General features: G+C 65.0%; 16 protein-coding genes and 2 tRNA genes. 7 read left to right on the forward strand and 11 right to left on the reverse strand.

What is annotated here, in order from left to right; translation table 11 throughout:
- Positions 1-6 precede the first annotated feature (6 nt).
- From R6U01_RS10950 to rnhB, 3 genes are all read left to right on the forward strand, one after another.
- Positions 7-1,641, forward strand: a complete 1,635-nt coding sequence (locus R6U01_RS10950) for a potassium channel family protein (protein ID WP_410286493.1) — start codon at positions 7-9, stop codon at positions 1,639-1,641.
- Between the two features lie 125 nt (positions 1,642-1,766).
- Entirely contained in the window at positions 1,767-2,138 is a 372-nt protein-coding gene (locus tag R6U01_RS10955) for a 30S ribosomal protein S8e (RefSeq protein ID WP_410286494.1), read from the forward strand.
- A gap of 50 nt (positions 2,139-2,188) precedes the next feature.
- Entirely contained in the window at positions 2,189-2,923 is a 735-nt protein-coding gene (rnhB, locus tag R6U01_RS10960) for a ribonuclease HII (protein ID WP_410286495.1), read from the forward strand.
- On the opposite strand, the gene R6U01_RS10965 is transcribed toward rnhB, so the two are convergent.
- The 3 genes from R6U01_RS10965 to secF form a co-directional block, all read right to left on the reverse strand.
- Positions 2,920-3,657 (reverse strand): TMEM165/GDT1 family protein, encoded by a 738-nt coding sequence (locus R6U01_RS10965; RefSeq protein WP_410286496.1) that lies wholly within the window; start codon positions 3,655-3,657, stop codon positions 2,920-2,922. The genes rnhB and R6U01_RS10965 overlap by 4 nt on opposite strands.
- 183 nt (positions 3,658-3,840) lie before the next feature.
- The gene (locus tag R6U01_RS10970; protein ID WP_410286497.1) at positions 3,841-5,442 is read right to left on the reverse strand and encodes a preprotein translocase subunit SecD; all 1,602 of its coding nucleotides are present in this window, start codon (positions 5,440-5,442) and stop codon (positions 3,841-3,843) included.
- Positions 5,442-6,323 (reverse strand): protein translocase subunit SecF, encoded by an 882-nt coding sequence (gene secF / locus R6U01_RS10975; RefSeq protein ID WP_410286498.1) that lies wholly within the window; start codon positions 6,321-6,323, stop codon positions 5,442-5,444. Before secF ends, R6U01_RS10970 begins: the two co-directional genes overlap by 1 nt.
- A gap of 159 nt (positions 6,324-6,482) precedes the next feature.
- Between secF and R6U01_RS10980 the strand changes: the two genes are divergently transcribed.
- Positions 6,483-6,833 (forward strand): hypothetical protein, encoded by a 351-nt coding sequence (locus R6U01_RS10980; RefSeq protein WP_410286499.1) that lies wholly within the window; start codon positions 6,483-6,485, stop codon positions 6,831-6,833.
- A 31-nt stretch (positions 6,834-6,864) separates the two neighbouring features.
- On the opposite strand, the gene R6U01_RS10985 is transcribed toward R6U01_RS10980, so the two are convergent.
- From R6U01_RS10985 to R6U01_RS10995, 3 genes are all read right to left on the reverse strand, one after another.
- The gene (locus R6U01_RS10985) at positions 6,865-7,413 is read right to left on the reverse strand and encodes a DUF5812 family protein (RefSeq protein WP_410286500.1); all 549 of its coding nucleotides are present in this window, start codon (positions 7,411-7,413) and stop codon (positions 6,865-6,867) included.
- Positions 7,414-7,457: 44 nt separating this feature from the next.
- Entirely contained in the window at positions 7,458-8,042 is a 585-nt protein-coding gene (locus R6U01_RS10990; RefSeq protein WP_410286501.1) for a hypothetical protein, read from the reverse strand.
- Positions 8,043-9,103: 1,061 nt separating this feature from the next.
- Positions 9,104-10,951 (reverse strand): PKD domain-containing protein, encoded by a 1,848-nt coding sequence (locus tag R6U01_RS10995; protein ID WP_410286502.1) that lies wholly within the window; start codon positions 10,949-10,951, stop codon positions 9,104-9,106.
- A gap of 197 nt (positions 10,952-11,148) precedes the next feature.
- Between R6U01_RS10995 and R6U01_RS11000 the strand changes: the two genes are divergently transcribed.
- Positions 11,149-11,907 carry an undecaprenyl diphosphate synthase family protein gene (locus R6U01_RS11000; RefSeq protein ID WP_410286503.1) on the forward strand — a complete coding sequence of 253 codons (759 nt, stop codon included), beginning with the start codon at positions 11,149-11,151 and terminating at the stop codon, positions 11,905-11,907.
- Between the two features lie 40 nt (positions 11,908-11,947).
- Here the strand turns inward: R6U01_RS11000 and R6U01_RS11005 are convergent, their stop codons facing one another.
- The 3 genes from R6U01_RS11005 to R6U01_RS11015 all read right to left on the reverse strand — a co-directional run bounded on the left by R6U01_RS11005 (position 11,948) and on the right by R6U01_RS11015 (position 14,196).
- Positions 11,948-13,114, reverse strand: a complete 1,167-nt coding sequence (locus R6U01_RS11005; protein ID WP_410286504.1) for an inorganic phosphate transporter — start codon at positions 13,112-13,114, stop codon at positions 11,948-11,950.
- Positions 13,115-13,277: 163 nt separating this feature from the next.
- Positions 13,278-13,348, reverse strand: a tRNA-Gly gene (locus tag R6U01_RS11010).
- An 89-nt stretch (positions 13,349-13,437) separates the two neighbouring features.
- Positions 13,438-14,196, reverse strand: a complete 759-nt coding sequence (locus R6U01_RS11015; protein WP_410286505.1) for an enoyl-CoA hydratase/isomerase family protein — start codon at positions 14,194-14,196, stop codon at positions 13,438-13,440.
- A gap of 59 nt (positions 14,197-14,255) precedes the next feature.
- On the opposite strand from R6U01_RS11015, the gene R6U01_RS11020 reads away from it, so the two are divergent.
- Positions 14,256-14,921, forward strand: coding sequence for a hypothetical protein (locus R6U01_RS11020; protein ID WP_410286506.1), 666 nt, complete (start codon positions 14,256-14,258; stop codon positions 14,919-14,921).
- Positions 14,922-15,017: 96 nt separating this feature from the next.
- Positions 15,018-15,089: transfer RNA gene (locus R6U01_RS11025), tRNA-Thr, on the forward strand.
- Positions 15,090-15,364: 275 nt separating this feature from the next.
- Here R6U01_RS11025 and R6U01_RS11030 read toward each other — a convergent pair.
- Both R6U01_RS11030 and R6U01_RS11035 read right to left on the reverse strand, forming a co-directional pair.
- Positions 15,365-15,697 (reverse strand): hypothetical protein, encoded by a 333-nt coding sequence (locus tag R6U01_RS11030; protein ID WP_410286507.1) that lies wholly within the window; start codon positions 15,695-15,697, stop codon positions 15,365-15,367.
- 237 nt (positions 15,698-15,934) lie between these two features.
- The gene (locus tag R6U01_RS11035; protein ID WP_410286508.1) at positions 15,935-16,567 is read right to left on the reverse strand and encodes a hypothetical protein; all 633 of its coding nucleotides are present in this window, start codon (positions 16,565-16,567) and stop codon (positions 15,935-15,937) included.
- Positions 16,568-16,647 lie beyond the last annotated feature (80 nt).

Consider the following 16,647-nt stretch of genomic DNA (forward strand, 5'->3'; position numbering starts at 1 on the left):
GGTCCAATGGACTCGTGGAAGCGTCGCGTGGTCGGGTACTTCGGCTTCGTCTTCTTCGTACTGGTCTTTACCGCGGTCGCCTACCGGTACGGGATGCGGGTGTACGAGGGCGATCCGCGGACGATGATCGAGGCGATGCGCTTCTCGATCGAGATGTTCACGACCACCGGGTTCGGCGGGGACTCGCCGTGGGAGAGCCAGCAGCTGAACGCGTTCATCGCCGTGATGGACCTCGTCGGCATGGTGCTTCTGATCGGCGCGCTGCCGGTCGTGGTGACGCCGCTGCTGGAGCAGGCCTTCTCGACGAGCGCTCCCACCTCGTTGGACGAGAACACGACCGATCACGTCGTCGTCTGCTCGGACACGTCGCGGTCGGCGGCGCTCATCGAGGAGTTCGACTCCCGCGAGATACCGTACGTGATCGTCGAACCGAACGCCGACAGAGCGATCCGGCTGTACAAGGCCGGGCGAAGGGTGATCCGAGCGGACCCGGAGACCACCGACGGGCTGGCGGCCGCGAACCTGCCCGGCGCCCGGGCGCTGGTGACGGACGTCTCCGACAAGGTCGACGCGAGCATCGTGCTCGCCGCGAAGGAGCTGTCGCCGGAGGTGCGGGTCATCAGCGTCGTCGAGGACCCGGAGCGCGAGCGGTACCACCGCCTCGCCGGCGCGGACGAGGTGCTCTCGCCGCGGTCGCTGCTCGGCGAGAGCCTCGCCGCGAAGGTGACGACCGCGCTCCAGACCGATCTCGGCGAGGCGGTCGCGATCGGCGACTCCCTCCAGCTCGCGGAGGTGTCGGTCCCGCACGGGAGTCCGCTGGCCGGATCGACGCTCGGCGACAGCGGGATCCGCGAACGCGCCGGCGTCAACGTGATCGGCGCGTGGTTCAACGGCGAGTTTGACGCGGCGCCCCCGCCGGACGCGACGCTGTCGGCCGGGACGGTGCTTCTCGTCTCCGGGCGGTCGGACCAGCTGGAGCGGCTCGTCGACCTGACCAACTCCGCGACGCGCCGGTTCGGCGCCGGCGAGACCGTCGTCATCGGGTACGGGCAGGTCGGCCGGACGGCCGCCGAGGCGATCGAAGACGCCGATCTCCCGGTCACGGTCGTCGACCGGGAGGACGCCGAGGGCGTCGACGTGGTCGGGGACGCCACCGAGCCGGAGACGCTGCGGGCCGCGGGCGTCGAGTCGGCGCAGACCGTCGTACTCGCGCTCCCCGACGACACCACGACGGAGTTCACGACGCTCGTGATCCGCGATTTGGCGCCTAACACGCAGATCCTCGCGCGGGTCGAGGAGGCCGCGAGCGTCCGGAAGATGCACCGCGCGGGCGCCGACTACGTGCTCTCGCTCGCGACCGTCACCGGCCGGATGTCCGCCTCGACGGTCCTCGAGGACCGTGACGTGCTCTCGCTGGACCAGCAGATCGAGGTCGTCAGGAGCCGCGTGCCGCGGCTCGCCGGGCGGACGGTCGGTCAGGCGAACGTGCGAGAGACGACCGGCTGCACCGTCATCGCGATCGATCGCGACGGCGAGACGGTGACCGACATCGGTCCCGACACGCGGATCGACGGGGACGACGAGCTCGTCGTCGTCGGTACCGACGAGGGGCTGCGGGAGTTCGAGCGTCGGTTCGCGTGACCGCGTGCGCCGGTTCGCGGAATCAGCGTCCGGAGCGCCGCGACGGGCCGTCGAGCCCGTCACGTTCCGCCTCGGCACCGAGTCGATTCGAACGCTTCAAGTATTCGCTGGCTGTTCGTACCTGTATGAAAGACCAGGGACGCTCCACGCGCAAGCGGACGGGCGGCCGACTCAAGCACGCCTCGAACAAGAAGCGCCACCAGCTCGGTCGGGAGCCCGCCGAGACCACCGTCGGCGAGACGCGGGTCCAGTACATCGACTCCCGCGGCACGGAGAAGAAGGTCCGCGCGCTCTCGACGAACGTCGCACAGGTCGCCGACGGCGGCGAGGTCAGCGAGGCCGACATCGAGAACGTCGTCGACAATCCCTCCAACGTCAACTACGCCCGCCGGAACATCGTCACCAAGGGCGCTATCATCGACACGTCCGCCGGCCGCGCCCGCGTCACCTCGCGTCCCGGCCAGACCGGACAGGTCAACGCCGTCCTCATCGACTGACGTCGCGTCCTTTCTGAACGTATTTACCGTTCGACGACGACCACCGACGCGTGTACCTCGGCGTCGACGAGGCGGGGAAGGGCCCGGTGCTCGGACCGATGGTCGCCGCGGCCGTGCTCGCGAGTCCGGCGAGTCTGCCGGCCGACGTCGACGATTCGAAGCGTCTCCCCCCGGAGCGACGCGAGGCGATAGACGAGGCGATCCGCGGGACCGACGGCGTCGCCGTCGGCGTCGCGTTCGTCGAGCCCGCCGAGATCGACCGCCCGGACACCGACATGAACACGCTCACCGTCCGCGGACAGGCGCGGGCGGTGCGGGCGGCGCTCGCGGAGCGCGAGGCGATGACCCCCGGCGAACGCCCGGAGAAGCCGGTTCGCGTCGTCGCCGACGCGGGCGACACCAGCGAGGCGCGGTTCGCGCGTCGACTCGGCGAGTTCGTGGAGCGCGACGGCGACGCTGAGTGCGGAGTCGACGACCCCGGGATCGACGCCCTCCCCGCGGTCGACGTCGAGGCCTTCCACGGCGCCGACGAGGCGGACCCGGTCGTCGGCGCGGCGAGCGTGGTCGCCAAGGTGGCCCGCGACGCCCGGATGGCGGCGATCGACGTGGGGTACCCGGCGTACGACGGCGTCGGGAGCGGCTACCCGAGCGACCCGTCGACGCGGTCGTTCCTGCGCGACTACGTCGCCGACCACGGTGAGGTCCCCGACTGCGCCCGACGGTCGTGGGCGACCTGCGACGACGCGTTGGCGGCCGCCGAGCAGTCGGGGCTCGACGAGTTTTAACCGAGCGCCGAGACCGCTCCGCTCACGGCACCGATGAACGTCTCCCAGACCGAGACGTCCGCGACGATCGAGAGGACGGTATCGGCGCCGAAGAAGGCGAACAGCGCCGCGGACGCGATGTGCGCGCGCCGCATGTCGAAGCGGTGTGCGAACGTGTGGAAGAAGTAGGCGTTCGCGAGGCTGATCGGGATGATCGCGAGCATCTCGCCGACCCAGATGGCGGAGGTCGCCCCGTACTGCACCGCCAATCCGATCGTGACCAGCTGCGTCTTGTCGCCGAACTCACCGGTGGCCATGAGCACGAAGATCGGAAGGAAGCCGCCGAACGACCCGGAGTAGCGGTCGAGCGGGCCCGGCAGGGGAACCGAGTCGAGGTCCGCGTAGTCGGCGTCGACCGCGTCAGGGTCGGACGCCTCGGTCTCGACGGCCGCCACCTCCCCGTTCCCGGAGGTCTCCCGATCCGGTATCGACCGGTACAGGAGATACGCGAACACGAAGAACAGCGCCGCGGTTATGCTGTCGAGCACGACGCCCGGGAGCGCCGACTGCAGCGCCTGTCCGAAGAGGACCTCGACCGCGGTCCAGCCGGCGAACGCCGACCCGGCGGCCGCGACGACCACCTTCGGGTCGTACCGCGTCGCCAGCGCCGCGATCATGAACTGCACCTTCTCGCCCGGAAGCACGGCCAGCTGGGCCACGAACGCGACGACGAGGATCTCGGTGTACGTTGTCACGGGGCGCCTCCCGGCCGCGACCCAGTTGGCAGCACCCTCGATGCGCGTCGCTCCGCGGCGGCGAACGTCGAGTCAGCGTCACTCTGGATCGCTTTGATCACGTGTTCGGGACCGTTCATTTCGCGTCTCGATCGCGCGGCGGGCCGTGCGCGCACGACGGGCGAGGCCGTGCCGCGGAAGTCGCTACCGGATCGTCAGCAGGCGGCGCAGGATCTCACCGTAGGCGGGACGGGTGATCAGGACCCCGATCAGGACGCCGAGGATGGTGAAGATCGCGAACCCGGAGAGGTCCCCGAGCGAGAGTACCATCAGCGGCGACATCGCGACGATCGTCGTCGCGGCGGCGGCGCCGATGACCCAGAAGGCCCGCCGGAACCGGGAGTCGAACACCTTCCGGGAGTTCACGTCGCCCTCGCTCATCACCTCGTCGGCGATGATCACGAGGTCGTCGACGCCCGTCCCGACGACGGCGATGAAGCCGGCGATGACCGCCAGCTCGATCGGGTAGCTCACGAGCGCGGCGAAGCCGAGCAGGGCGTACACCTCCGCGAGCGCGGTGACGATCATCGGCAGCGCCACCGCCGGCTCGCGGTAGCGCAGGAACACCATGCCCGCGACCGCGAACACCGCGAGGATCCCGGTCACCAGCGAGTAGTTCTTGTAGTTCTCCCCCTGTGCGGCCGAGATGGTGCTGGAGGACCCCTCGCCGCTGATGTCGAGCTCCGCCGGCAGCGCGCCGGCGCGCAGGTTGACCGAGATCTCCTGCGCCGTCGAGAACTCGTTCGTCGTCAGCTCGAAGTTGCCCTGTTCGGCCCACGAGCCGCTCTCCATGCTGTCGGCGAGCCCCGGGTCCATCCCGAAGGAGTTGACGACCTCGCCGTCGACGGTGAGCAGGAGGCAGGGGTTCGAGTTCTCGATTTCGCCGGTCTCGTTGTTGTACTCACAGCGGTCCGCCTCGGACTGGTACGCCGACGGGAAGCCGCGGTCGACGACGGCCTGCTGGAACCCTTCGGCCGGCGACTGCTGCCCGTCCGGGGCGGTGTTCCTGACCGTCACGGGGACGGACGAGATGGAACTGGTGTCCCGCTGGGTGGCCGTCCCGATGTTCTCGAAGTCGTCCTGGATGAGCACGGCTTCGTCGACGGCGGTGCCGTTCTCGCTTGGGTACGCGATGTCGATCTGGACCGTCCCACGTTCCTGAAGCAGGTCGATGACGTTGCTGCGGTCCTCGCCGGGCACCTCGACGAGGATATAGTACTCGCCGGCGGGCGACTGGACCTGCTGGACGCTCCCGCCCGAGAGCCCCGCCTCGTTGATTTTGCCCTCGATGATGCTTTGGGTGAGATCGCGGGTCTCCGCGGTCACGCCGGGGCGGATTCCCTCGTACTCGTAGCCCGAGGCGTCCATCGCCGCGCGGAACTCGTCCTCGCTCACGGACGGGTCGGTGACCTCGACGGCCTGTTCGTCCTCCCCGAAGCTCGATCCGATGTCGCGGACTTGTACCCCGTCGAGCTCGTCTGCGACGGCCCGTTCGACCGTGGCGGGATCGTCGCCGGCGAGGTCGACGCCGGTGGCGGTGTACCCCTCGAGCGGGGCACGGACCCGAGTGCCGCCCTCCAGGTCCAAGCCGTACTGGAGGTTCGTGATCCCCTGGCGAGCGTCGCTCTGGTTCTCGCCGGGCGCGGTCTCGGGTGCGAACTGCGGGGCGAACAGCGCGATCGACGCGCCGGCCACGACGACGACGAGAAGCAGGATCCGCCAGTTCTTCTTGATCGGTTCCAACATCAGCGCGTCACCCCTTCGAACTTGTACCAGCGGAGCAACGAGACGTTCAGCAGGTAGGTGTTCATGAGGTCGGCACAGAGGCCGACGGTGAGAATGATCCCGATGTTCCGCAGGAGGTCGACGCCGAAGAGGGTCGCGACGATCGCCATCACGATCATCGCGGCCATCGACGTGAGCGTCATCGTCACACCGGTCCGCATCGCGCGGCTCACCGACTCGTAGAAGCCGCCGGTCCGGCGCAACACGGAGTTGTTCAACAGGATGTCGGAGTCGACGCTGTACCCGATGATCATCAGGAGCGCCGCGATCGTCCCGAGGGTCATCTGGATTCCGAGGAGGTTCATCACGGCGATGGGAATGACCAGGTCGGAGAACGCCGAGGCGACCACCGCGATCGAGGGGACGAACGTCCGGAACAGCGCGAACACGAGCACGCTCATCCCGAGGAACGCCAGCGCGACGCCGAAGATCGCGGTGCGGGCCGTGTCGCCGGCGAAGCTCGGGGAGACCTGGTCGACGGCGGTCGTGGTGAGGTCCGCGTCGTCGGCCTGTTGTCCCAGCTCCTCGGCCAGCCCCTCGGGGTCCCCGTCGGCCGCGCGGAAGGTGACGACGTACACGTCGTCACCGGGTATCGACCGGATCGAGTCGGGTTGCCTGTCGAACTCGGTCTCGATGCGTTCCTCGACGTTCCCTCCGTCGTCGGCGATCCGAAGCTCGACACCGCCGGTGAACGCCAGACCGAGGTTCGCCGGCGCACCCGTCACGAGAACCCAGCCCGCGATGATCGCGAGCGCGAGAACGAGGACCGCGAGCGGAATCGCCACGAGCTGCCGGTTCGAGTACTCGGTGTAGTTGACTTCCGGTACCTCGATCTCTACCATAAATACCGGTTCCTGCGCGGGCGCGAATAAGCCTTCTCACTCGGGCGCGCCCCGACGATCGCACTCGATCGCGTGCCGGCGAACGCACTCGGGCGCGCACCGGCGAACGCGGTTCGAATCACCGAAACGGCCTCACTCGGGGAGTGAGTAGAGACACGCATGAGTGCGCCAGCGGCCACCCGCGTCGTCCTCTCGTACCCCGAGGGGCTCAGCGACTGGGGCCGAGACCAGATCGAGACGGACCGCTACCGAGGGTACTTCGCTCGGGTGATGGACCGAGCCGCGGTCGGCGACGTCCGCGAGGAGTTCGTCGACGTCGGCTGCTGCGGGGACAGCCTCGACGTGCCGTTCCGCGTGGAGCGGCTGGAGGTCGACGGCGCCTCCGTCGACGTCGCGGTCGTGACGGGGGACACGACCGTCGACTACGAGACGCGGTCCGGCGACGTCGAGGGGGGCTGGCGGGTCCAGAGCGCGGCGGGTCGGACGGCCGCCTCTCCCGACCGCGACTGAGCGAGACGCCGCCAGGTCGGCTTCGACGGGGTCAGGGCATGTACCGGACGCTGACGATTCCCGGCTCGGATCGGATCTCGACGCGGTTCACGCCCAGCCTGGCGGCCCGCGACAGGGTCGCCTCGCGGTCGTCGATCACGTCTGCGACCGCATCCTCGGTGTCCGGCTCCGGCGGCGTCAGCACGTGGACCTCGCCCTCGCCGGCGCGGGGCTCGCGCGCGAGTTCCCCCGTCGGCGTCTCCGACGCGAGGTCGCGCTCGTGGACGGTCGGGGGCTCCTCGCTCTCCTCGATCGAGAGGCGCCGCCGCTCGGTCACCTCGATCACGCGGTACGTGACCTCCATCGGCGGGTCGGGCGCGACGGTCGCCTCGACGGCGTCGTCGGCCTCCAGCCCGGGATTCGAGCTCAGCGTGTGGACCTGTCCGTCGTGGACGTCTTTCAGCACCGCCGAGTCGCTCTCGACGTGCGTGACGAGGAACGTGCTCTCCTTGCCGTCGACGGGCTCGCTCCCGCCGTCGGTCGTCGCCTCGTCGTCGGTCCGCGATTCCGCCGCGTCGGTGCCCTCCGGCTCGTCGGTCATTGGCCGGGATAGGCGACGGAGCCTTTTGCGGGTTTCGAGCCGCGTCAGTCGTCGTCGACCGCGGTCTCGTCGCCGGAACTGTCGACCGCCGTTCCGTCGACCGCCGTGTCGGCGGTCGAGTCGTCGGTCACGCGGAGCCGGTAGTGAGTCGCGAACACCACGAGCGCGGCGGCGATCGGAGGGACGACGCCGGTGGGCCGCGGAAGCGCGTAGAGGGCGGTGACGACCACGGACTCGGTCGGGTCGCGGAGCTCCGCCGGCGCGGAGATCACCATGCCGACGTACAGCGACAGGAGGAACAGGAACCCGCCGTACGCCATCTTCCGGTCGTACCCCGGTCGCACGGGGTCGTCGCGGCGGTGACGCCGCGCGACGAACAGCAGCGGCGCGAGCAGCGGCGCGACCGCGGCGAACCCGGCGATCACGTACAGCGACCGCGAGAAGAGGAACGTGCCGCCCTGCACGTCGGCCGTCTCCGCCATCCAGACGACGAGCGCGAGGGTGACGACGGTCGCGATCAGCCCGGCCGTGAGCGCGCCGACGACCCCATACACGCGCATGGTCCACGACTCAGTGTGTCGGATCGCGTAGGGGATCGCGCCGAACACCCCGCGGTAGCTGTCTGCCATCGCTTGGGCTAGGACCGACGGCGAATTAAACCCCTCGTCGGGCACCACCACGTTTTCGCGGAGCGAGGACCGACCGGTTCCGGCAGACCTTCCGACTCTCCGCTACGCGAACAAGGACAGGAGACTCTGGTGAAATCCTCAATCGAGACCATATTCTGACCCGATAGCAGGCAATACAGGGGACTCACAAATCAGTCAATCCAGACGATATATTTGGTCTGCGTACACTACTTACACTATCTCCCGCGCTATATTCCAAACGACCGTTCCAGTCGCGACAACAGCTGCCATGGAGAGTGCGTATTTCACGGAAATACGGTCAGTAAATAAGATAACGCTGGGTCTGACGTCGCCACAAGAGTTGTTACTGTTACTTCGCCAGAAGGAGATCCGGTCAAGGACTATGCGAATGAAAACGGAATTATCGATTCGCTTGGATTCCGCGATGCAGTCGCTGACTGGCGAGCTGACGACATTGACACACAACTACCGCGAGAGGTCGTCGCCGCCAGACGCTCCGGTGAAGAGATTAATTAAGATGTTTAAACGCGGAACGAATATGATTAGACTCTCGCAGAGATTCGCGCTGTGTGAGCACGGTCAGCGTCGCAATATTGATCGCATTATCGTTCCTCAACTCGGGCGCTCTCAGAGACGTCGTTTTTGCGGAGCCACGATCTATGACTGAGTCGACGGAATGTACTCCTAGAGGATCGACGATCGCCGCGGTCACCGTCAACACAACCGGTGAAACCAACCCGATGTGATCAAGAAGTTCGGTCTAGCGTTCGTGTGGTGATCATTCGTGATACCTCAAATTCACCCGCTATCCAGACCGTCTGAGATGTCGACTTCCGTCTCGTCGTCGGTTGGAACTGTGATGGCGATAGCGTCAGGCTGACCTGGGAATTTATGATCCCAGAGATATCATAGACTGAACTACATTTAATATATTTGCAAAGACTCGGTCGCCGAAATTACTCTCATTGAAGAAGATACATCGAACAGCTGTTCAAGCGAAACTGTGTCTAAAATATGATTACCGAAACGTCGGCTCTGAGTTAGCTATTCTCCTCGAACTGCGCGTCGTAGTCGTTCTGTATTTCGATCGTCGTTTCGCGGCTCACGTCGTCGAAGTCGTGACCGTAGCGATCGTTGGCAATCTCGTCGCGCGTCCGGATATCTGCCGGCTCCGTTCCCTCGGGGAACGGCTGCCGGTTGTAGATCGCTTGGACCTCGCCGGCGGTCTCGGTGCTGAGCTCCGCGAAGTCACGATCGTACTTCGCCTGTGCTATCTCGTCAAGCGTGAACTCCCCGTCTCCATCGTCCCCATCGTCAGCGTCTCCATCGTCCCCATCGTCAGCGTCGGAGTCTTCCTCAACGGTTAATGAGCCGGCGACAGAGCCGTCTTCTGAGGAGACTTCGTGGGTGTAGGTACCGAGATCAAGGTCACCAGCCGGGACATCCCCGAAGGTAACGGTTGTAGAGTCCTCGCTATCGAGCGCGACGTCGGATTCGGTGTCGCTGTAGACTACGTCATGAGTCGTTTCGTTGGTGACGGTCAACTCGATGTCTTGGTCGCCGCCCTCATCACCGACATTTTCGACATCGGCAGAGACGTCGATCGGATCATCTCCCGCCGTCACAGTCGCCTCTGCCGGATCGAGGTTCGACAGGAGGTACTCGGCCTCCTCCGTTCGGTTCGTAGTGACAGTGAGGTTGTACTCAGTCAGTCCGTCAACTGAACCTGGGACAGTTCTTCCAATTCCTTTGACACGGACGTAGTACGTCCCTGCTTCGTCCACTTGCGCTCGCTGTTCGGGTTTGTTAAGTCCACCGCCGGCAATCGCCGATTCGTTGTATGGTTTGGGATTCTCTGCCCTTAGGTCGGGGAATTCTCTGTTCACTTCGCCAATCGGTTTACCGTCTGAATTATAAATCTGCAGGCCGGTATCGCCTTGGAATCTGTGAAATACTGTCACTTCGCCTGAGACGTTGATCGTTGCTGGGCCGCTGACAGTGATAGCGTACCAATCGACCGTATCGTTCTCTGTGAGCGTTAGTTTTGTCATAGAAGTGTTCGGTTCTAGTGGTGTCGAAGTTGACTGATCTTGGTTTGGCTCGGATTTGTCTGGATCACGGACGACTGGCGTCACACTCGTGCGAATTCCTCCGGGGATCAGCTCCGACGAGGGATTGACACCAACATAGTAGGTTCCATTTTGTTGAGTAGTCGCTCCAAAGAACGGCCCATAATCACTCACATCTTCTGACTGTATCACGCTGCCGTTCGGATCGTAGAGGAGAACCTCAGTCGTATCGACATCGCTCCCAAACGCCTGCAGACCGATAGACTGCCCCGCTGTGAGGTTAAGTTGATAAACGCTATTGGTGGTAGTAGAAATTCCTTCGCCAAGTGTAGGGACATCACCGAATGTCGGTTCGACGGTCAGGTTAGTCGTCCCGTTATATTGAGTCCCGTCAGCAACCACAGCAGTGGCTGAGACAGTGTAGGTCCCAGACCGGACATAAGTATGCGTGATGGTTGAATTGGTATATTTAATAGAGCCATTCGAAAAATAGGATTCCCTGGTGGTTGTATCGCCAAAATTCCAAATATATCTCTCGACAGTAGCATTGTCTGGGACCCCAACAGGCTCTGCCTCGAACTCTACTTCCTCTCCAAGTTCGATCTCTGTGTCTGAGCCTGTATCAGTGGATAATTCGACTGCATCTGTATTATTTGTCGTATGAGTGTCCGCTGAAGCATCTGCAAGAGTATTGGTGACTACACGGTCGTCTTCAGAGGTCGTAGTCGCAGGTGAAGCGATGACCGCTGTCTGGGATGCAAATAACGCCGCTATTAGCAAAATGACTAATCCAGTTCTGAGTTGACCACTGATTTCCATAGTGATAGTCTGAAAGTGTGTAACACATTGTTATTAACGAATTATAATATTCATCCAGAACAACTTGAATAGTGTCATATAGTAGTCACAGCATTATTTTCTGATCAGTACCCTGATAAAGTGATTATAAATGATAACCTCTGCTCGGCCCGCGGCGGGACGTGAGTTTTTAAATCCCCGCGACGGAAGCGTTCAACGTGGGTCTGTACGACGCGTACCTCGCCGTTCGCCACCGCCTCCACGACGGGGAGCCGCCGGAGCACGTCGCGATCGTCATCACCGAGCGCGACCTCCTCGTCGACGGGGCGTTCGATACCCTCACCGAGGCGCTCGGGTGGGCGCTGGAGTACGGCGCAGAGCGCGTCACCGTCTCGGTCTCGGTGCTCGACGAGTCCGTGGTCCCGACGCTCACGCGCGAGCTCCGCCGGCTCGACGCGCCCGCCGGGTTCGTCGTGCGCGGTCCCGAAGACGCCGACGGGAGCGGTGCAGGGGCCGGGTCCGTCACCGACGCCGAAACCGCCTCGGAGGCCGGGAGCGTCTCGGGCGCTCCGAACGACGCGGATGTCTCGGAGGCCATCGAGGGGGCAGCCGGTACCGAGGTGAGCGGTGCGACCGAGGTATCGGACGCCGCCGACGTCCCGATCAGAATCACGGTCGGGCTCGGCGGGAAGGCGGAGTTCGCGGCCGCGGTTCGCGAGCTCGCGAGTGACGTCGACGCGGGGGCGCTCGATCCGGCGTCGATCGGTGCCGACGACGTCGCCGACCGGCTCGTGTTCCCGGAGGAGCCGGACCTCGTGATCAAGACGGGCGCGGAGCGGCTCTCCGACTTCGCGATCTGGCAGTCGGTGTACGCGGAGCTCTACTTCACCGACGTGAACTGGCGCGACTTCAGAAAGCGGGACTACCTGCGAGCTGTCCTCGACTTTCAGGACCGACAGCGTCGGTTCGGGCGGTAGACCGCCGACCCGCAGATCGGTTCGAGGCGAGGCGCCGGACTCACCAGACGAACCGGAACAACAGCGTGAACGTGACGAGCGCCCCGGCCGTCGAGAGGATCGGGACGACGTTCTGCATCAGGACGACGCGGGCGCTCGTGCTCGGATTGAACAGGTCCGACGCCGAGGGAATGTCCCGCGGGTCGCCCTCGCCGATCGGCTCCGTCGACTCCACTTTCAGCGCGCCGACGGACACCTTCGGCTCCTTCTTGCCGCTGATGCCCTGTCGCACGGTGACGGTCCGGGTCGCGCGCCCCCAGCCGAGTCCGACGATCGACATCGTCGCGATGATGACGAACGAGGCCGGGATCCCGACGGCGGAGAGGGCGATGACGATCCCGGAGGAGACGCAGGCGACGACGATCGCCGCGGTCAGCGGGAGGTCGGTGATGTCGTTGCCGAGCGTGTCCAGCGTCCGTCGGGCGATCGTGAACGCCCCGACCGCGACCGCGGCGCTCCCGAGCAGGATCATCGGCGTCATCTCGACGCCGTCGAGCGCGACGAGCGGCGCGATCGCGTTCGCGATGTTCGACGTGCCCGAGGAGAAGGCCATCAGACAGCCGATGGCGATGACGACGAAGCCGCCGACGAGCTCGCGTCGGGTCGTGTTCGGCCCCGGAACCAGCGTCGGGACCGTTCCCGAGCGGTCGACCTCGAACAGTTTCCCCTCGGTGCTGTCTATCGCCACCCACCGGTCGATGGCGGGATAGAAGTAGCGCCCGACGACCCCGGAGACCCAGAAGCCGATGATCGGCGCGACGATCCACCAGATGGCGATCTCGCCCATCACCGCCCTGTCGAGGGTGCCGGTCGCGAGGCCGAGCCCGGCGATCGCCCCGACCGCGGTCATCGACGTCGACGCGGGGACGCCCGCGTAGTTGCCGACGAACAGCGCGCCGCCGATGAAAAAGAGGACGATGATGCTCGTCTCGAGCGTGAACACGTTCCCGCCCGTGACGAGGTCTTCACCGAGCGTCGTCACGACGCGCCGGCCGAGCGTGCCGGCGCCGATAAAAAAGAACACAGACATCAGCGCCGCCGCGCCCGCCTTCGAGAGCACGTCCGCGCCGACGGCCGGCCCGAACGCCGGCCCCGTCGTTGCGCCACCGATGTTGTACCCGACGAACGCCGCGACTACGAATCCGACGAGAAGCAGGACCTCAACCATATATTGGTATTCACAACGCACGCCCGGTTAAGCGAACAGGTTCGCGTCGGCGATAGCGGGGGTGTCGGTCCGCCCGACACGTGACGGAACCGGTGAGGAACACATCGGCTCACGGTCCCGCGATCGGAGTAGGTGGGAAGCCCGGGGACACGACCGAAAGGAGTGCACCGGCCGAGATTTGAACTCGGGTTGCAACCATGGCAAGGTTGCGTGATACCACTACACTACCGGTGCGTATTTCGCGTCCGTAGTTTGGTCGGAGGTCTACTTAAACCTGTCACATCGTGACGCCGACGGGAGCAGAATCGCCCTACGCGGCCGCCTCACTCCTCTCTCGTCGCCGCGATCTCGTCGCCGTGCGACCGAACGAGAGCGGCGAACGCGTCGGCTTCGGCCGTCTCCTGCGTCGCGTCGTCTCGGCGGTCGCGTACGCGTCGCTTGACCGTCCGCAGCGCGTCCGGCCGCCCGGCCGCGATCTCGGCGGCGACCGCACGCGGGTCCTCGACGACGCGGGAGACGAGCCCGGTCCGGAGCGCCGCGTCGGCGTCGATAACACGGCCCGAGAGGGCGAAGTCGAGGGCGTCGCCCTCGCGCATCACTCGCGGGAGCCGGACCGTGCCGCCCCACGCGCCGAACAGCCCGAACTCGACGCCCGGTTCGGCGAACGTCGCCGCGGACGTGGCGACCCGAACGTCGGCCGCGAGCGCGAGTTCGACCCCGCCGCCGCGGGCCGCGCCGTCGATCCCGCAGACGACGACCGTGTCGGCGTCCGCGATCGCCGCGGCGGCGCGCTGTCCCTGACGGGCGAACGACGCCGCGGTGGTCGTGTCGTCGTCGCCCACGCTGTCGTCTCCTCTGCTTCCCACGTCCACGTCGCCGCCCCCGTCGAGACCGGCGACGACATCGAGGTCGGCGCCGGCACAGAAGGCGTCGCCGGCGCCGCAGAGGTAGGTGACGGGCGTGTCGGCGTCGGCGACGGCGCTCCGGAGCGCGGCCAGGTCCTCGGGTCGAAGCGCGTTTCGCCGCGCCGGGCGATCGATCGTGACGACGCGGACGCGGTCGTCGGTGCGGGTGCGGATCACGGTGTCGTGTCCCGGTCGTTTCCAAAGGTCTTTGCCCTTCGCATGACTACCTCACAGTAATGGACGATGCCGCGCGAGCGCGTGACGCCGCACACGAAGCGCTCGCGACCGTCGAGCCCGAGCAGCTGCAGGAGGCGCTCGAGCGCCGCATCCTCGACGCCGCCGTGACGCCCGGTGTGCTGGCGCTGGTCACGGCCCGCGCGGTGGACCCGGACGTCGATCCGGACGATGTCGTCGACCGGGCGGCGGGCGTGCAGCTCATCTACGAGGGGCTGCGGCTCACCCGCAGGCTGGCTCGCGAGGAACCGTGGGCGACCGCGCCGACCCACGAGACGGACATCGAGGCGGACATGGACGTGCTCACGGCCGACGTGCTCGTCTCGCGCGGCTTCTCCTTGCTGGCGTGTACCGAGGCGGCCGGCGCCGCGGTCGAGGTCGTACGCGCCTTCGGACGCGACCAGACCCTCCGGGACCGCGAGGGGACCGACCCCGCGGCGGCGACCGCCCTCGACCGGAACCTGGAGGTCGACGCCCTCGAGCTGGCGGTCGTCGCCGGCACCACGGCCGTCGGCGGCGACCCGCCCGAGGAGCTGCTGACGTACGCCCGCAAGCTGGCGGCCGACTACGACGGCGAGTTCCCGCCGCCGGGGCGCGCGCTCCCAGAGACGACCGCAGACCGGATCGCGGACATCTCCGACCGGGCCGTGAGCGCGACGGACCGGTGAGGTCGCCCGACGCCGACGGAACAGCATGTGTCTCCGTGACGGGACGCCCCCGAATCGAAACCACTAAAGTCGACTCCGGTCAACGACTGATTGCGTGCCTGGGTAGCTTAGCGGTAAAGCGCGTCCTTGGTAAGGACGAGACCCCGAGTTCAAATCTCGGCCTAGGCTTGCGCCTGCGGCGCAGACTGTAATTCGCAGACAGCGCCGCTCTCACATATACTTATCGCCGATTAGAGCAGAGAATGCCACCCGTTTTTCGGCGCTTTTCACCGGTGATTAGAACCGGTAAAGGACACCCGCGAGCGCAATTACCTGACCGCGTGCGCCGGTTTCGGAAAATTACCCTATACTCTTGAGCCTACTACTCAGAATCACCCTGACGCATCGTCCAAGGGGACGGTTCGTCAATTTCCGAAAACAGCCGAACCGGGCGGGAAGCGTTGCTACAACAATCTCCGCTCTTCCTCGGTCTGACCCAAGTAGTAGACCGTTGCGGACTCGCTGTCGGAGGCAGGTACGATAGTCGCGTGATGACGGAAGACGGTGCGCGAGGTCTCGTCTCGGCCTATAGTCTCTGACTCAATCGGTCGGGACTCCGTCTCAGGTACCCTATCGAACTCACCGATGAGGTCAAACACAAAAAAGGAGACTGTCACCTCACCGGAGCCATCTGCGGCGGGAAAGAGGCTCACAGATTCGGCGTCAGTTGGAACCTTAACGGTGTCACCTACGGTTCCCTGAATCGACCTCCACCGATGAGGAACGGGTTCAATCATAGTAATCTCTCAACGGGTAGTCTGGATAAGTCTGTCTCGATTGGGAGTCCAATCCACCGGGAACCCGCCGCCTATTCCAGATAGGAGAGACTGAAACTGGGATAGAAGGTCACAACAGGGCTCTTCGGGATTGGGGCAGTCGGAACCCGGCAGTCCGATTTTGCTGTCTGAGAAAGTCTCTAACTCACTACCCTCAGTACAGTTAATGGTGAGCCCTATATATACCCCCCTCCCCGCTCATTCCGCTTCTTCAATCAAGACTTCCATCAGGAGGTGCTGATACTCCAACGGCAGTTCCTCGTCGTACTTGTCAAACACAGGGGTAGAGCCGAGTTCCCCGAGACGCACCCATCGTTCCACCCGAGCGTATGCCTTCCGAAGCCAGCCCTCGGAGATTCCGAAGCGCTCGCTCACGTTCTTGAGGCGCAACTCGGCGGGCTTCTTCTCATCGGGGACGTTCGGGTGTCCGCGTCGTACATCCACGTCCTCGGTCTCGATAACGTAGAGGCAGGTAGCGACCGCGTAGGTCTCCTTGTACGTCCCGAATTTATCACCCCGAAGCCGATGGAAGAGCCCCTTAGTGCGGGCGCGTTCCCGCCGTGTAAGGGGCAATTGGTTCGAACACGTCCGTATCATCCGGTCGTTTTCAAACCAACTGTAGAAAGACGAGTTCCACCAGTTCCCGTTCTTGTAGCCATTATTAGTCAAGTCTTTATCATGATAGTAATCGGCGTACCGGCGTGGATAACGGTCGTCTAGCCACGTCTGGTCAGGGTCGTAGTGGTCTGTCCGCTCGTACCACCCAATAATGGTGGCGTTGTTCGTATCCGCCTGTTCAAGACTCCTACCGGTTCCTGTAGTTGTACTCATTCCAAATCCGGGGAGCCGTAGAGATGCGCCGCTCTCGGCGGCTGTCCTCGGAGAACGCTCCCCCATCTCGTTCTAATCAG

The sequence above is a fragment of the Halorubrum sp. genome, from assembly GCF_046498025.1.
Lineage (GTDB): Archaea > Halobacteriota > Halobacteria > Halobacteriales > Haloferacaceae > Halorubrum.

Bases quoted from the DNA above. Each gene is read 5' to 3' on its own strand.
- R6U01_RS10950 (WP_410286493.1), top strand. From the start codon at position 7: ATGGACTCGTGGAAGCGTCGCGTGGTCGGGTACTTCGGCTTCGTCTTC.
- R6U01_RS10955 (WP_410286494.1), top strand. From the start codon at position 1,767: ATGAAAGACCAGGGACGCTCCACGCGCAAGCGGACGGGCGGCCGACTC.
- R6U01_RS10970 (WP_410286497.1), bottom strand. From the start codon at position 5,442: ATGTTGGAACCGATCAAGAAGAACTGGCGGATCCTGCTTCTCGTCGTC.
- secF (WP_410286498.1), bottom strand. From the start codon at position 6,323: ATGGTAGAGATCGAGGTACCGGAAGTCAACTACACCGAGTACTCGAAC.
- R6U01_RS10980 (WP_410286499.1), top strand. From the start codon at position 6,483: ATGAGTGCGCCAGCGGCCACCCGCGTCGTCCTCTCGTACCCCGAGGGG.
- R6U01_RS10985 (WP_410286500.1), bottom strand. From the start codon at position 7,413: ATGACCGACGAGCCGGAGGGCACCGACGCGGCGGAATCGCGGACCGAC.
- R6U01_RS10990 (WP_410286501.1), bottom strand. From the start codon at position 8,042: ATGGCAGACAGCTACCGCGGGGTGTTCGGCGCGATCCCCTACGCGATC.
- R6U01_RS10995 (WP_410286502.1), bottom strand. From the start codon at position 10,951: ATGGAAATCAGTGGTCAACTCAGAACTGGATTAGTCATTTTGCTAATA.
- R6U01_RS11005 (WP_410286504.1), bottom strand. From the start codon at position 13,114: ATGGTTGAGGTCCTGCTTCTCGTCGGATTCGTAGTCGCGGCGTTCGTC.
- R6U01_RS11020 (WP_410286506.1), top strand. From the start codon at position 14,256: ATGGACGATGCCGCGCGAGCGCGTGACGCCGCACACGAAGCGCTCGCG.
- R6U01_RS11030 (WP_410286507.1), bottom strand. From the start codon at position 15,697: ATGATTGAACCCGTTCCTCATCGGTGGAGGTCGATTCAGGGAACCGTA.
- R6U01_RS11035 (WP_410286508.1), bottom strand. From the start codon at position 16,567: ATGAGTACAACTACAGGAACCGGTAGGAGTCTTGAACAGGCGGATACG.